Below are 12,406 nucleotides of genomic sequence, written 5' to 3' on the forward strand. Positions count from 1 at the left end.
TCGTATTTGACAACCCAGAAACGGAGAAGACCCATGAGTGACAACGGCGCGCGGATTATTGCGCTCGACAGGGAGCGTATGCAGGCCATGGCGGACAAGGACATCGCCAAGCTGAAGAACATGCTGTGCAAGGGGCTGATCTATACCCATTCCTCGGCGCGCATGGATACCAAGGACAGCCTGATCGGCAATATGGAATCGGGCGCCACGGTCTATACCTCGGTAGTGCCGTCGGATGTCGTGGCGCAGGATCTGGGCGATGCGGTGGTGCTGACGGGGGTGGCGACGATCAGCGTCCTGTCGAACGGCACGCCGAACACGTTCGGTGTCCGGTTCACCGATGTCTACCAGAACCAGAACGGGACCTGGCGCATGGTCACCTGGCAGTCGACGAAGCTGCCCGCCTAAACCGGGCGGGCGCAAGCCGGCGGCGGGGTTGCCAGCTTGCGTTGTCCCGGTTCAGACCGGCTCGGCGATGAAGACGGGGATCTTGCGCGGCGCCTTTTTCTCATAGTCGAGATAGGGCGGAAAGGCCCTGGCGGCCGCGTCCCACAGCGCCTTGCGTTCGGGATCCTCCTCGACCTCGCGTACCCGCATGTTGAAGACCTCGGTTGCGTCACGGATTTCCACATCCGGGTTGGCCCGCAGGTTATAGACCCAGACCGGATTCTTCTCGCGGCCGCCATAGGATCCGACGATCACATAGCCGTCGCCGACCTTGACCCGCATAACCGGGATCTTGCGGATGGCGCCTGTCTTGTTGCCCCTGTGTGTGACGATGATGCAGGGCAATCCGGTATCGCGCAGCGTGGTGCCCTTCGTGCCGCCGCTGCCTTCATACAGTTCAACCTGTTCGCGCACCCAGTCCAGCGCGGGCGGAATATATTCGGCCATGACATTCTCCCAATCCTGTTACAGACCCGTTGCCGCCACGATACACGAAGGCGGCGTGGCTCGGAAACGCCTGCTTCCCGTCAGCCATAGCCCTTTGGTATCAGGCCGTTTTCACGTGCCTGGCGTTCCAGGTCGTCCCTGTAGTCCGGATGCGCGATGGAAATGAGCGCCCGGGCACGGTCCGCCACGGATTTACCCTTCAGGTTCACCATGCCGTGTTCGGTCACCACATACATCACGTCGGAGCGGGGCGTCGTGACGACGTTGCCGGGCGTCAGGTTCAGGACGATTCGGCTCTTGCGGATTCCCCGCCGCTCGAAAACCGATGCGAGGCAGATGAACGATTTGCCGCCGGACGAGGCGTACGCGCCCCGGACAAACTGCAACTGCCCGCCGGTGCCGCTGATATGGCGGTGCCCGTCGGATTCCGATGCCGCCTGGCCCTGCAGGTCGATCTGCGTCGTGTTATTGATCGCGACGACGCGATCGTTCCGCATGATGACGTGCGGCGGATTGGTCCGGTCCACCTGGCAACACAGGAAATCGGGATTGCGGTCGATTGTCTCGTATAGCGACCGCGAACCCAGCGCAAAGCTGTAAACGACCTTGCCCTTGTGCAGCGTTTTCTCCGAGCCGGTGACCTGGCCGGATTTATACAGGTCGATCATCCCGTCCGTCAGCATTTCGGAATGGATGCCAAGTTTCCCGGCCCCGCTTTCCCGTAGCGCGGCGCAGACCGCGTTGGGCATGCCGCCGATGCCGATCTGCAGGCAGGCGCCGTCCTCGATTTCATTCGCGATGAGCCACCCGACCGCGCGGTCGACATCGGTGACCGGGGCGCCGGGCAGTTCCGGGGCCGGCGCATCGTCGCCGTCGATCACATAATCCACCTCGCTGACGTGGACGGCGTTGTTCTCGCCATGGCAATGGGGCAGGCCTTTTGTCACCTCGACGATGACAATGGTGGCGCGCTCGACCACCGCGCGATGCCAGAGTCCGGCGCCGCTGAAGTTGAAGTACCCGTCGGCATCCATCGGGCAGACCTTGATGACGGCGACATCGACCCGGTCGATAAAGCGGCGGTAGTAGTCCGGAATTTCGCCCAGATTGACCGGAATATAGTGGCTGATGCCGGCATCGTGCTTTTTGCGGTCGTATCCCGAAAAATGCCAGCTGAACCAGAAAAAATGCTCGCCCGCCGGGTCGCATTCGAGCACCGCGCGGGGCTTCATCGTGATGCAGGAGCGGAACCTCACGTCCCGCAATTCCGCCTTGCGCGCCGCAAGGGCGATGTCGAACACGTCCGGCTGCGAGAGGGTTATGCCGTAATCGACCCAGTCGCCGGATTTCACGAGCCGCGCAGCGGCCGTCGCAGAAATATGCTTCGCCTGTTTTCCGCCGCGCCGGTCCGTCATGAGGTTCGCTTCCCGTTCATGCGTATTTCACGCATGGGCGGCACTATTTGAGGACAGCCATACGCTGTCAAGCGACGCGGCTTGCGCCGGTTGACGTCGATCCGGTAGCCGCCCGATACTCGCCCGCATACCCGATGCGGCAAACCCGGAGGTCCAGGATGAACGAGCCAAGCCACAGGCATTCAGGAAGTTGCCATTGCGGCGCCATCGCGATGGATCTGGCCTTTACCCAACCCGCCGAGGAGATGCAGGTGCGGTCCTGCCAGTGCGGTTTCTGCATCCGGCAGGGCTCGCTGACGGTGTCAGAAGCCGCCGGACGGGCGGTCATCACCGTCGCGGCGGACCAGTTGACGACCTACAGTTTCGGCTCGGGGACGGCCTCGTTCCTGATCTGCGCCCGCTGCGGCGTCTATGCGGGCGTCATCATGGCTGACGGCGAGAAATGGCTGTCGATCGCCAATGCGCGGGGCCTCGGCATTGAAGCCTTCCGCAACCGCACCGGTGTGCCGCTGACCCATGATGGCGAAGCGACGGATGACCGGCTCGCGCGCCGCAAGTCCCGCTGGACGCCCACGGAAATCCGCTACAGGCTGTGACGCGCGGCCCCCGCTAGCGCAGGCCGAGCTGCGACAGGGTCGTTTCGATTTCGCCATTGGCCGTGGGCACCGGCATCAGCGCCAGCAACGCCTTGGTCACGCCGCCGTCGACGGGAATATTGGCGCCGTTGATATAGCGCGCCGCGTCCGAGGCGAGGAAGACGACGACATCCGCGATGTCGTTGCCGTCGCCGACCCGGCCCAGGGGGATCATCGCCTCGCGCGCCGCCAAAAGCGCCTCGTTGCTGTAGGCCTCCACATGCGCCGGGGTCGAGATCATGCCCGGGCTGACGGCGTTGCAGCGGATTCCCCGGCCGCCCCATTCCACGGCGGTCAGGCTGGTCAGGCCGATGATCCCGGCCTTGGTCGGCGTATAGGCGCCGCGCATCGCCTGGCCATAGGAGCCCGACATGGATGCGATATTGACGATGGACCCCTTGCCGGCGGCAAGCATCAGCCGTCCCATGATCTGCGTGCACACCATCGGTCCGGTGAGGTTCGTTGCAATCTCGCGTTCCCAACTGCTGCGCTTCAGCGTTTCCAGCGGTTCGCGGTGCCGGATACCCGCATTATTGACCAGCAGGGCAGGGGTGCCGAATGCTGCTACCGCCGCTTTGGTGGCGGCCTCGACCATTTTCTCGTCGGCGACGTCGACCTTCGCGGAGACCGCGCGGCGGCCGGCGGCGACCATCGCGGCCGCCGTTTCCGCCGCACCGCCGCCGTTAAAATCCCATATGGCGACCGCATAGCCCGCATCGGACAGGCGCTGCGCAATCGCGGCGCCAATCCCGCGCGCCGCGCCCGTGATGACCGCAAGCGGCCCCTCGACGTTACTGGTTTCATTAGACATGGTGCGAACCAACTTTCCTTAAAATGATGAACTTACTTGAAAAAGTGTAGCTACCGGCGCGGCTGCGGGCAATGTGCGCCCTGCGGGCGCTATCCGACCTCGATGGGCAGGGATTCGTCGCTGGCCCATTGGCTCATCGAATCGTCGTAGACGGTGACGTCCTCGTAGCCAAGCTGATGCAGCAGGAAGGCGTCCAGCGTGGCCGCGATGCCGCCGCCGCAATAGACGATCATCCGGTTCTTCGGGGCGGCGCCAACGGATGCGAAATGCGCCGCGACCTCGTCCGCCGGGCGAAACGTGTTGTCAGCGGGGTTCAGCAGGCTGGCCGCCGGGATATTGACGCTGCCGGGAATCCGACCGGGCCGCCCGTAGCGCGCGTTCTCGCCCCGGTGCAGGTCCGGCGCCAGGGCGTTGATCGTGCAGGCCGTGGCGCTGCCGATAGCGGCCTTCACTTCCTTCTTGCCCGTAAACAGGCCGGGCCGGGGGCAGGCGGTGAAATTGCCGGGAGCTGGTGTGGCGGCGGGGCCGGTCGAAACCGGGCGGCCTTCCGCCATCCATTTCTGCCAGCCGCCATTCAGCAACGCCGCATTGTCGAAACCGAAGGCGCGCAGCATCCACCATATCCGCGAAGCCCATTGCGCATTGGCGGTGCTGTACAGGATTACCCGCGTATCGTTGCCGACGCCGTGTTTCGCCATCGCGGCCGCGAATTGCGCCGCGGTGGGCAGGGTGAAACTGTACGGGGAATCAGCGTTCGACAATTCACCCTGCAAATCAAGGAAACCGGCGCCCGGAATATGTCCCCGCTCGTAATCTTCACGCCCGCTTTTCACCCGGTAGGGCTTTCCCGGCGGGGCCTCGTCATACAGCAGGTGGACCGTGCAGTCGAAAACGCGCAGCGACGGGTTCTCGAGATTCGCTTCAAGCCAGTCGGTTTCCACGATGGCGTCAGGATAACGGTAAGCGGACATTTCATTCACCTCACTGCCGGGACCCGGGAAGCTGCGGGCAGGCGGCAGTCTATGACGCAGCGCCGGTCGCGATCAATTGGGAGACGGCGAATCAGCGTGGCAGGCCGCCCGGCGGATAGAGCCGGTTGACGTGGCCCATCTTGCGGCCAGTCCGGGGCTCGTTCTTTCCGTACAGGTGCAACCGCGCGTTGGGTTCGGCCAGCACGCTGTAGCTGTCATAGACCTCGTCGCCGATCAGGTTTGTCATGGTCACGTCCGCATGGCGGGTGACCGCGCCGAGCGGCAGGCCACAGATAGCGCGCACGAACTGCTCGAACTGGCCCGTGGCGCAGGCATCCATCGTCCAATGCCCCGAATTATGCGGGCGCGGCGCGATCTCGTTGGCCAGCAACGTCCCGCGCCGGGTGACGAAGAGTTCCACTGCCAGCAATCCGACAAGGTCCAGCGCGGTGGCGATCCGTTCGGCGATGTCCTGCGCTTCGGTTGCAATTGTCGGCGTGATTTGCGCGGGAATCAGGCTGGTCTTGAGTATGTGGTTGACGTGGCGGTTTTCCGAAGGGTCGTAGGTGGTCATGGCGCCGTCCAGCCCCCGGGCGACGATAACCGAAATTTCCATTTCAAAATCGATCCATCCCTCCAGGATGCCGCGCGAAGCGCCCATCGCCGCGAAGGCTTCCGCAGCCCGGCTTTCCGGACCGATCATGACCTGACCCTTACCGTCATAACCCAGCCGCACGGTCTTCAGCACCGCCGGCCGACCGATCTGGGACAGGGCGGCGGAGAGCTCCCTGACGGTTTCGATGCCCGCATAGGGGGCCGTGGGCACGCCGATCTCGTTCAGAAAGGCCTTCTCGACGATGCGGTCCTGCGCGACCTCCAGCGATTTGGGGCTGGGCCGGACGGGGATCCGCCGGGCGAGATGCCGCGCAGTGTCGACGGGCACATTCTCGAATTCGAATGTCACCACATCCACCGCACTGGCGAAGCTATCCAGGGCGATGGTGTCTTCATATTCCGCATTGGTCTCGAAGGCCGCGACCTGCGCGGCGGGACCGCCCGGATCCGGGTCGTAGATATGGCAGCGGTAGCCGAGCTGCGCCGCGGCAAGGGCGGTCATCCGGCCCAGTTGGCCCCCGCCCAGAATGCCGATGACACTGCCGGGGGGAAGGCCGTTCGCAACTGCTTCAGTCATCGCGGGGCGAATCGGCGACGCCGGCCGTCAGGTTGGCGCGCCAGTCGTCCAGTCGCTGCGCCAGCGCCTGGTCGCCCAGCGCCAGCACGGCGACGGCAAGCAGGGCGGCGTTCGTGGCGCCCGCCTTGCCGATGGCAAGCGTGCCCACGGGGATGCCGCCGGGCATCTGTGCAATCGACAGCAGGCTGTCCATTCCGCTCAGCGCCTTGCTTTCAACCGGAACGCCGAATACCGGCAACGGGGTCATTGCCGCCGTCATGCCGGGCAGGTGGGCGGCGCCGCCGGCGCCGGCTATGATAACCTGTAAACCTCGGCTCTTTGCGGTTTCCGCATATTCGACCAGGCGTTTGGGCGTGCGGTGGGCGGACACAATCCGGGTTTCATGGGCGACGTCAAGCGCCGACAGGATATCGGCGGCGTGCCGCATGGTGTCCCAGTCCGACTGGCTACCCATGATGATGCCGACCCTGGCTGTTTCGGGCATGGCGGTTCCAAATGCTATGCGCCTGTTAATGCCGGCGCGGAAGCAGCGCAGTATAGGAATCGCAATGCGGCATGCAAGGAGGCAATGGCGAAACGCTGGGACTAAAAGCACCCAATAGCGGATATTCGCCATTTTGGGCGTTTTCCGGTATCGTTCCGGAAACTCAACACTGTCTTTCGCGCAAATTGACGTGTGAGGGAGCTCAGTATGAAAGTTGAAGAAACACCGCCGATTTCGTCCGCCCGGCGGATCGGTACCGAACGTTCGGTTCCGCCGCCCGATGCCACGGCGACATCGCCGGAGGGACGGGAGGAACGGCGCCGGGACTCCGGGGAACCGCACGACATGGCGGCATTGCACGGCATTGACGAAAACGACCTGACGCCGGAAGTGCGCGCGGCTATCGGAGAACTGATCGCCGAAGTGGCGTCGCTACGCGAATCTCTGGCGCAGAGCGGGCGACGGCTGGATTACCTCAATGCCCTGGCGGATCAGGATTCGCTGTCGGCAACGCTAAACAGGCGCGCTTTCGTGCGGGAGCTGTCGCGGGCGCTGACAATCGCGCGCCAGCATGATTCCGGGAGTTCGCTGATGTTCCTGGAGATTGAGGATCTCAAGGAACTCAATATCCGGTACGGCCTGGCGGCGGGCGATGCCGCGATCGAGTATGTCGCCGCGATCCTGCAGGACCGGCTGACGGACGGCGCGGTCGTCGGCCGGCTCGGCGGGGCGGAGTTCGGGCTGATCTTGATCGGCGAGCAGCCGGATGATGCGCGGTTGCGGGGCAATGCCCTTGCGGCGGCGGTTGCGGCGCAGCCGTTATTCTGGGAAGGGCACGAAATCTGGCTTGCCTTGCGTACCGGCATCCATCCGCTGCAGCCAAACGAGGACGCCAGTGCCGCGATGAACGCGACCGACCGCGCATTGCGTCACCCCGGAATAGCGCGTGACGCCGCCGACGATTCCGCCGCCTGAATGTTGTCGGCGCCGCGTTCAGGCGATGATATCGGGTTCCAGTTCGTCCTCGATCCGCGCAATCGCATCTTTAAGGCCGAGTTTCCGTTTCTTGAACCGCTGTAACTGTAACTGGTCAAACGGCGCATTCTCGATCAGTTGTGCTATGACGTCGTCGAGGTCGCGATGTTCTGTTCGAAGTTCTGCGAGTCTGCGGCGCAGATCTGCGATTTCATCGTCTGTTTCGTTCATGGCCGGTCGATACATAGTTGCTTAAAGGGGGGTATTCTATCAGAAACCGGCGGCTTGCTACACCGGCAATCGGTTGTCATGTTTCTGATTTGTCAGGAGTAGCGGGATGATTGAAAGAAAGCGGATCGGGGTGCTGACCAGCGGAGGAGACTGTGCCGGTCTTAATGCATTGTTGCGTGCGGTCGTGCAACGTGCGTCGGGCTACGGTTGGCAGGTCTTCGGAATCGAGCAGGGTACACTGGGGCTGATGGAATCGCCGCCGCGCGCCCGATTGCTGGAGCCCGCATTCTTCGATGGCACAATTCTGCGGCGCGGCGGCACGATACTGGGCACGACCAATACAGGCGATCCCTTTGCCTTTCCACAGCTCGACGGGGAGCCGATTGACCGTTCCGAGGAAGTCGTCGCCGGATACAATGCATTGGGTCTGGACGCCCTGATCGGGATCGGCGGCGATGGCAGCCTTGCGATCCTGAACCGGCTGGCGAAACAGGGCGGGATCAACTTCGTCGGCGTTCCCAAGACGATTGATAACGATATCGGCGTAACGGAAGTGTCGATCGGCTATGATACGGCGGTCGCTATTGCGACGGAAGCACTTGACCGGTTGCAGCCGACCGCGGCCAGCCATCGGCGGGTCATGATCCTGGAAGTCATGGGGCGCGATGCGGGGCATATCGCGCTGAATGCGGGAATTGCCGGCGGCGCCGATGTCATCCTGGTGCCCGAGATCCCCTATCGGATCGAACACGTCGTGCGCAAGATCCGCGAGTTGAACGAAATAGGCCGCGATTTTGCGCTGGTCGTCGTGGCCGAAGCGGTGCCGAACGAATCAGGCAACCGGATTGTCCAGAAATATGCCGGCGGCCAGTCCCGCTACGGCGGCGTCGGCCATTTCCTGGGGGAACGGCTGGCGGAGACCACGCATGCGGAAGTCCGCGTCACGGTGCTGGGACATGTGCAGCGCGGGGCCGCGCCGAATGCCCGCGACCGGTTGATGGCATCCGTCTTCGGTGTCCAGGCGGTCGACCTGATCAAGCAGGGTCGGTTCGGGCGGATGGTCGCCTGGCAGGACAGACACGTGGTCGACTTCGATATCGATACGGCGGTGGCGGCGCCTGCCGTGGTCGATATCGACGGCGCCATGGTGCGGACCGCGCGGGGGCTCGGAATCTGCCTTGGCGATCAGTGATCGCGATGGCGGACGCGGCGGTAAACCCGTTCTGGCGGTTTTCATTGATGCTCTATGGCCGGGACGGGGTCGCGCCGGCCTGTCTGCGGCTTCAGGACCGCCACGGCCTGGACGTCAATATCATCCTGTACTGCTGCTGGGCGGCCGGGCAGGGCGTCGCGCTGGAAGCGGCTGCCATCACCGCCATTACGGACGGTACGAAGGCCTGGCGCCGGGAGGTCATCCGGCCGCTGCGAGCCGTCCGGCGCGCCCTGCGCGGCGGTATCGCGCCGGTCGCCGCGCCTGCCGGGGACGCGCTGCGGAAGGACGTGCAGCGGCTGGAACTGGATTCGGAGCGGCTGTTGCAGGATGCGATGTGGCAGACTTTTCCCATACCCGCGCCAGTCGGGGGAAGGGACATCGGCGGTCTGGCGCAGGCCAACCTTGAATGCTATGCGCGGGTTTCGAATGTAGCGTCCGCCGGCGCGGATTTGGGGATTGTCGCCGGCGCGCTCAGCGGGGTTTCCCCGTCCTGACGGCCCGCACCGGCTTGCTGCCATCCGCGGGCGTTTCGCCCCAGCGGCGCACCGTACCGGTATCGATGCCGAACAGGTCGAGTACCCGGCCGACCGAATGATCGACCATTTCCTCGATGCTTCTGGGCCTGGCATAAAATCCGGGCACGGGCGGCGCGATGATCGCGCCCATATCGCTGAGCGCCAGCATGTTGCGCAGATGCCCTGAATGCAGGGGCGTTTCCCGCAACATCAGCACGAGCCGCCGGCGTTCCTTCAGCACGACGTCCGCTGCCCGGGTCAGCAGGGTTGCCGTGGCGCCGGTCGCGATTTCGGACATGGAGCGGACCGAACAGGGCGCGATTACCATGCCTGCCGTTTGGAACGATCCGCTGGCGACGGCGGCGCCGATATCCGAATCAGGGTAACTGATATCGGCCATGTCGTGCAGCGCCGACAGTTTGATGTCGGTTTCGCAGGCCAGGGTGATCTCGGCCGCCGGGCTGACAATCAGGTGGCTTTCGACGGTCGGAATTCGCTGCAGCGCCTGTAACATACGGATTCCGTAGATAATACCGGACGCTCCGGAAATGCCGACGACCAGGCGGCGCTTTTCAGGACTTTCGAAATCGGTCATGCGACACCAAAATTGTAACCGATGGGCAGACAGGACGACCGGAAAGGTGTACCATTATTCATCCAATCTTCAGGAGTTGGCGACCACACTATTCGCCATATTGCATCACAGCAAGGGAGACGAGGATGACTGAAATCACCGCTGAAAACCGAGGTTCCTCCACCAAGTCCGCGGAACCGAGAATTTCGTCGCTGAAGAAAAGGCATGCCTCCCTCGAATCCGCGCTGGATCACGAGGTAGGGCGTCCGATGCCGGATGCCGGCACCGTCGCCCATCTGAAACGCGAGAAGCTTGCAATCAAGGATGAACTGCAGCGCCTGACGCTTCGCTAAGGCGGATCGCCGATAACCGGAGGCTATTTCCGTATCCGGTTATGAGCGTGAATCTGCCTTAATCAGCAGCGGAAGCGATGGAAAACTGCGGGCTTGGCGGCGTCGCCGGGGCCGGTTGGCGGACTGCTGCTTGATTCGCGCTCCATGGGCTGCGACAACGGGGTGTTGAATCCCGCAGTAACAACGCCCGAAGAGCACCTTCATGATTTCTGTCGACGACGCCATTCTCCATCGCCGGTCCGTGCGCGCCTTTCTGCCGGACCCGGTTTCCCGGGAAACCATCGAACATATACTTGCGGTATCGAGCCGCGCGCCGAGTGGGACGAATACCCAGCCCTGGAAAGTCCACGTCCTGACGGGCGCGAAGAAAGAAAGGCTGTCGAAGGCGATCCTCGATGCTTTCTACGAGGACCCCGGGGCGCATCAGAACGAGCGCCTGTACTACATGGAGAAGTGGCGCGAACCCTATGTCAGCCGCCGCCGCAAGGTCGGCTGGGACATGTACGGGCTGGTCGGCGTCACCCGCGAGGACAAGGAAGGCATGCGCCGGCAGAGCGGCCGCAACTACGCCTTTTTCGATGCGCCTGTCGGCATGATATTCACCATCGACCAGGACATGAACTGGGGCAGCTGGCTCGATTACGGGATGTTCCTGCAGAACGTGATGCTGGCGGCGCGGGGGCAGGGGCTGGAAACCTGCCCGCAGGCGGCCTTCGCGAATTACCACAAGATCGTGCGCGAAGAGGTCGGCATTCCTGATTCCGAAGCCATTATCTGCGGCATGTCGCTGGGCAGGGAAGATACCTCGGCCGTCATCAACAGGCTGGAAACAGTGCGCGAACCGGTCGAGGCCTTCACCACCTTCCACGCCGACTGAGGGCGTGCCGGAAATGCAGGGTCCGCTCGCGGGCTATAGAATCCTCGACCTGACTTCGGTGATGATGGGGCCGGGGGCGACGCAGATCATGGGCGACATGGGCGCGGAAATCATCAAGGTCGAGTCGCCCGACGGCGATGTGCTGCGTTCCGTGCAGCCGTCGCGCCATCGGGGAATGGGGGCGGCCTTCCTGAACAGCAATCGCGGCAAGCGCAGTATCGTGCTGGACCTGAAGAAGCCCGACGGCCGCGCGGCGCTGCTGCGGCTGGTCGAAGGCGCCGACGTGCTGATTTATTCAATGCGTCCGTCGACGCTGGAGAGCCTGGGGCTGGGCTATGAGGTCTGCCGGGAGACGAACCCGAACATCATCTATTGCGGCGCCTACGGATTCGGCGAGGACGGCCCCTATGCGGGGCAACCCGCCTATGACGATGTGATCCAGAGCGCCTCGGGCCTGGCCGATATCCAGAGCTATGTGACGGGCGAGCCGCGCTACGTGGCCTCCGTGGCCGCGGACAAGACGGTCGGCCTCACCGTGGTCTACGCGGTGACGATGGCGCTGCTGCACCGCGAGCGCACGGGCGAGGCCCAGCGGGTCGACGTGCCGATGTTCGAAACCATGGTGCAGTTCAACCTGTTCGAGCACACGTCCGGCATGCAATTCGTGCCGCCCGATGGACCGGCCGGCTATATCCGGATGAAATCGCCGCATCGCCGGCCGTACAGGACCGCAGACGGCTATGTCGCGGCGCTTCCCTATACGAAGAAGAACTGGCAACGGTTTTTCGCAATCGTCGGCATGCCGGAAATGATCGACGACGAGCGCGTCACCAATGCCCAAATGCGCAGCAGCAAGGTCGGCGAACTGTATGAGAAAGTGACGCCGGCGCTGGCCAACTGGAAATCGGAAGAGCTGCTGGAGGCCCTGAGGGCGGCGGATATTCCGTGTGCGCCGATGAACCGGCTGGAGGACCTGCCGAACGATCCGCATATCCGGGCAACGGGCTTTCTGCAGGAAGTGGAGCATCCGACCGAAGGGACACTGCTGCAGACCAAAGTGCCGATCAGATTTTCCCGGTCGCCGGGTAGCCCCGGTCGGCCGGCGCCGCGACTGGGCGAACACAGTGTCGAAATTCTCGCCGAAGCGGGTTACGACGAGGCCGAAATCAGCACTTTGATCGGGACAGGCGCAGCGGTCGACGGGCGCTGACGCAGGTGCAGTCAGGGCGTCCTGCGCCCGTAACTGCAAATTCAGGGCCTTGCCGG

The 12,406-nt window shown here is 63.5% G+C and carries 16 protein-coding genes; 8 read left to right on the top strand and 8 right to left on the bottom strand.

What is annotated here, in order from left to right; genetic code table 11:
* Positions 1-33 precede the first annotated feature (33 nt).
* A complete protein-coding gene (locus WD767_01795; GenBank protein MEX2614804.1) occupies positions 34-408 on the top strand; it encodes a nuclear transport factor 2 family protein in 375 nt (124 codons plus the stop codon).
* A 51-nt stretch (positions 409-459) separates the two neighbouring features.
* Here the strand turns inward: WD767_01795 and WD767_01800 are convergent, their stop codons facing one another.
* A complete protein-coding gene (locus WD767_01800; protein ID MEX2614805.1) occupies positions 460-894 on the bottom strand; it encodes a nitroreductase family deazaflavin-dependent oxidoreductase in 435 nt (144 codons plus the stop codon).
* Between the two features lie 80 nt (positions 895-974).
* Positions 975-2,309, bottom strand: coding sequence for an acetyl-CoA hydrolase/transferase C-terminal domain-containing protein (locus tag WD767_01805; GenBank protein ID MEX2614806.1), 1,335 nt, complete (start codon positions 2,307-2,309; stop codon positions 975-977).
* Positions 2,310-2,467: 158 nt separating this feature from the next.
* Here WD767_01805 and WD767_01810 point away from each other — a divergent pair, with 158 nt between their 5' ends.
* Positions 2,468-2,905 carry an aldehyde-activating protein gene (locus tag WD767_01810; protein MEX2614807.1) on the top strand — a complete coding sequence of 146 codons (438 nt, stop codon included), beginning with the start codon at positions 2,468-2,470 and terminating at the stop codon, positions 2,903-2,905.
* 13 nt (positions 2,906-2,918) lie between these two features.
* Here WD767_01810 and WD767_01815 read toward each other — a convergent pair whose 3' ends face one another.
* The 4 genes from WD767_01815 to purE form a co-directional block, all read right to left on the bottom strand.
* On the bottom strand, positions 2,919-3,755 hold the full coding sequence (locus WD767_01815) for an SDR family oxidoreductase (protein ID MEX2614808.1): 837 nt from the start codon (positions 3,753-3,755) through the stop codon (positions 2,919-2,921).
* 89 nt (positions 3,756-3,844) lie between these two features.
* Positions 3,845-4,726, bottom strand: coding sequence for a sulfurtransferase (locus tag WD767_01820; protein ID MEX2614809.1), 882 nt, complete (start codon positions 4,724-4,726; stop codon positions 3,845-3,847).
* A gap of 91 nt (positions 4,727-4,817) precedes the next feature.
* Positions 4,818-5,918: a 5-(carboxyamino)imidazole ribonucleotide synthase gene (locus WD767_01825; protein MEX2614810.1), complete on the bottom strand. Its 1,101-nt coding sequence runs from the start codon at positions 5,916-5,918 to the stop codon at positions 4,818-4,820.
* On the bottom strand, positions 5,911-6,402 hold the full coding sequence (purE, locus tag WD767_01830; GenBank protein ID MEX2614811.1) for a 5-(carboxyamino)imidazole ribonucleotide mutase: 492 nt from the start codon (positions 6,400-6,402) through the stop codon (positions 5,911-5,913). Before purE ends, WD767_01825 begins: the two co-directional genes overlap by 8 nt.
* A 207-nt stretch (positions 6,403-6,609) precedes the next feature.
* On the opposite strand from purE, the gene WD767_01835 reads away from it, so the two are divergent.
* Positions 6,610-7,377: a GGDEF domain-containing protein gene (locus WD767_01835; GenBank protein ID MEX2614812.1), complete on the top strand. Its 768-nt coding sequence runs from the start codon at positions 6,610-6,612 to the stop codon at positions 7,375-7,377.
* 18 nt (positions 7,378-7,395) lie between these two features.
* Here the strand turns inward: WD767_01835 and WD767_01840 are convergent, their stop codons facing one another.
* Positions 7,396-7,608: a DUF465 domain-containing protein gene (locus WD767_01840; protein MEX2614813.1), complete on the bottom strand. Its 213-nt coding sequence runs from the start codon at positions 7,606-7,608 to the stop codon at positions 7,396-7,398.
* A 106-nt stretch (positions 7,609-7,714) separates the two neighbouring features.
* On the opposite strand from WD767_01840, the gene WD767_01845 reads away from it, so the two are divergent.
* Positions 7,715-8,800, top strand: coding sequence for an ATP-dependent 6-phosphofructokinase (locus tag WD767_01845; GenBank protein MEX2614814.1), 1,086 nt, complete (start codon positions 7,715-7,717; stop codon positions 8,798-8,800).
* A 5-nt stretch (positions 8,801-8,805) separates the two neighbouring features.
* A complete protein-coding gene (locus WD767_01850; GenBank protein ID MEX2614815.1) occupies positions 8,806-9,315 on the top strand; it encodes a TIGR02444 family protein in 510 nt (169 codons plus the stop codon).
* Here WD767_01850 and WD767_01855 read toward each other — a convergent pair.
* Positions 9,293-9,931, bottom strand: a complete 639-nt coding sequence (locus WD767_01855; GenBank protein ID MEX2614816.1) for a UbiX family flavin prenyltransferase — start codon at positions 9,929-9,931, stop codon at positions 9,293-9,295. The two genes, WD767_01850 and WD767_01855, sit on opposite strands and share 23 nt — an antisense overlap.
* Positions 9,932-10,056: 125 nt before the next feature.
* Between WD767_01855 and WD767_01860 the strand changes: the two genes are divergently transcribed.
* From WD767_01860 to WD767_01870, 3 genes are all read left to right on the top strand, one after another.
* Positions 10,057-10,263, top strand: a complete 207-nt coding sequence (locus WD767_01860; protein MEX2614817.1) for a YdcH family protein — start codon at positions 10,057-10,059, stop codon at positions 10,261-10,263.
* A gap of 202 nt (positions 10,264-10,465) precedes the next feature.
* Positions 10,466-11,140: a nitroreductase gene (locus WD767_01865; protein MEX2614818.1), complete on the top strand. Its 675-nt coding sequence runs from the start codon at positions 10,466-10,468 to the stop codon at positions 11,138-11,140.
* A 13-nt stretch (positions 11,141-11,153) separates the two neighbouring features.
* Positions 11,154-12,350 (top strand): CoA transferase, encoded by a 1,197-nt coding sequence (locus WD767_01870; GenBank protein ID MEX2614819.1) that lies wholly within the window; start codon positions 11,154-11,156, stop codon positions 12,348-12,350.
* The last annotated feature ends 56 nt before the right edge of the window (positions 12,351-12,406 follow it).

This window comes from Alphaproteobacteria bacterium, from assembly GCA_040905865.1.
Lineage (GTDB): Bacteria > Pseudomonadota > Alphaproteobacteria > UBA8366.

Bases quoted from the DNA above. Each gene is read 5' to 3' on its own strand.
- WD767_01795 (MEX2614804.1), top strand. From the start codon at position 34: ATGAGTGACAACGGCGCGCGGATTATTGCGCTCGACAGGGAGCGTATG.
- WD767_01800 (MEX2614805.1), bottom strand. From the start codon at position 894: ATGGCCGAATATATTCCGCCCGCGCTGGACTGGGTGCGCGAACAGGTT.
- WD767_01805 (MEX2614806.1), bottom strand. From the start codon at position 2,309: ATGACGGACCGGCGCGGCGGAAAACAGGCGAAGCATATTTCTGCGACG.
- WD767_01810 (MEX2614807.1), top strand. From the start codon at position 2,468: ATGAACGAGCCAAGCCACAGGCATTCAGGAAGTTGCCATTGCGGCGCC.
- WD767_01815 (MEX2614808.1), bottom strand. From the start codon at position 3,755: ATGTCTAATGAAACCAGTAACGTCGAGGGGCCGCTTGCGGTCATCACG.
- WD767_01820 (MEX2614809.1), bottom strand. From the start codon at position 4,726: ATGTCCGCTTACCGTTATCCTGACGCCATCGTGGAAACCGACTGGCTT.
- WD767_01825 (MEX2614810.1), bottom strand. From the start codon at position 5,918: ATGACTGAAGCAGTTGCGAACGGCCTTCCCCCCGGCAGTGTCATCGGC.
- purE (MEX2614811.1), bottom strand. From the start codon at position 6,402: ATGCCCGAAACAGCCAGGGTCGGCATCATCATGGGTAGCCAGTCGGAC.
- WD767_01835 (MEX2614812.1), top strand. From the start codon at position 6,610: ATGAAAGTTGAAGAAACACCGCCGATTTCGTCCGCCCGGCGGATCGGT.
- WD767_01840 (MEX2614813.1), bottom strand. From the start codon at position 7,608: ATGAACGAAACAGACGATGAAATCGCAGATCTGCGCCGCAGACTCGCA.
- WD767_01845 (MEX2614814.1), top strand. From the start codon at position 7,715: ATGATTGAAAGAAAGCGGATCGGGGTGCTGACCAGCGGAGGAGACTGT.
- WD767_01850 (MEX2614815.1), top strand. From the start codon at position 8,806: ATGGCGGACGCGGCGGTAAACCCGTTCTGGCGGTTTTCATTGATGCTC.
- WD767_01855 (MEX2614816.1), bottom strand. From the start codon at position 9,931: ATGACCGATTTCGAAAGTCCTGAAAAGCGCCGCCTGGTCGTCGGCATT.
- WD767_01860 (MEX2614817.1), top strand. From the start codon at position 10,057: ATGACTGAAATCACCGCTGAAAACCGAGGTTCCTCCACCAAGTCCGCG.
- WD767_01865 (MEX2614818.1), top strand. From the start codon at position 10,466: ATGATTTCTGTCGACGACGCCATTCTCCATCGCCGGTCCGTGCGCGCC.
- WD767_01870 (MEX2614819.1), top strand. From the start codon at position 11,154: ATGCAGGGTCCGCTCGCGGGCTATAGAATCCTCGACCTGACTTCGGTG.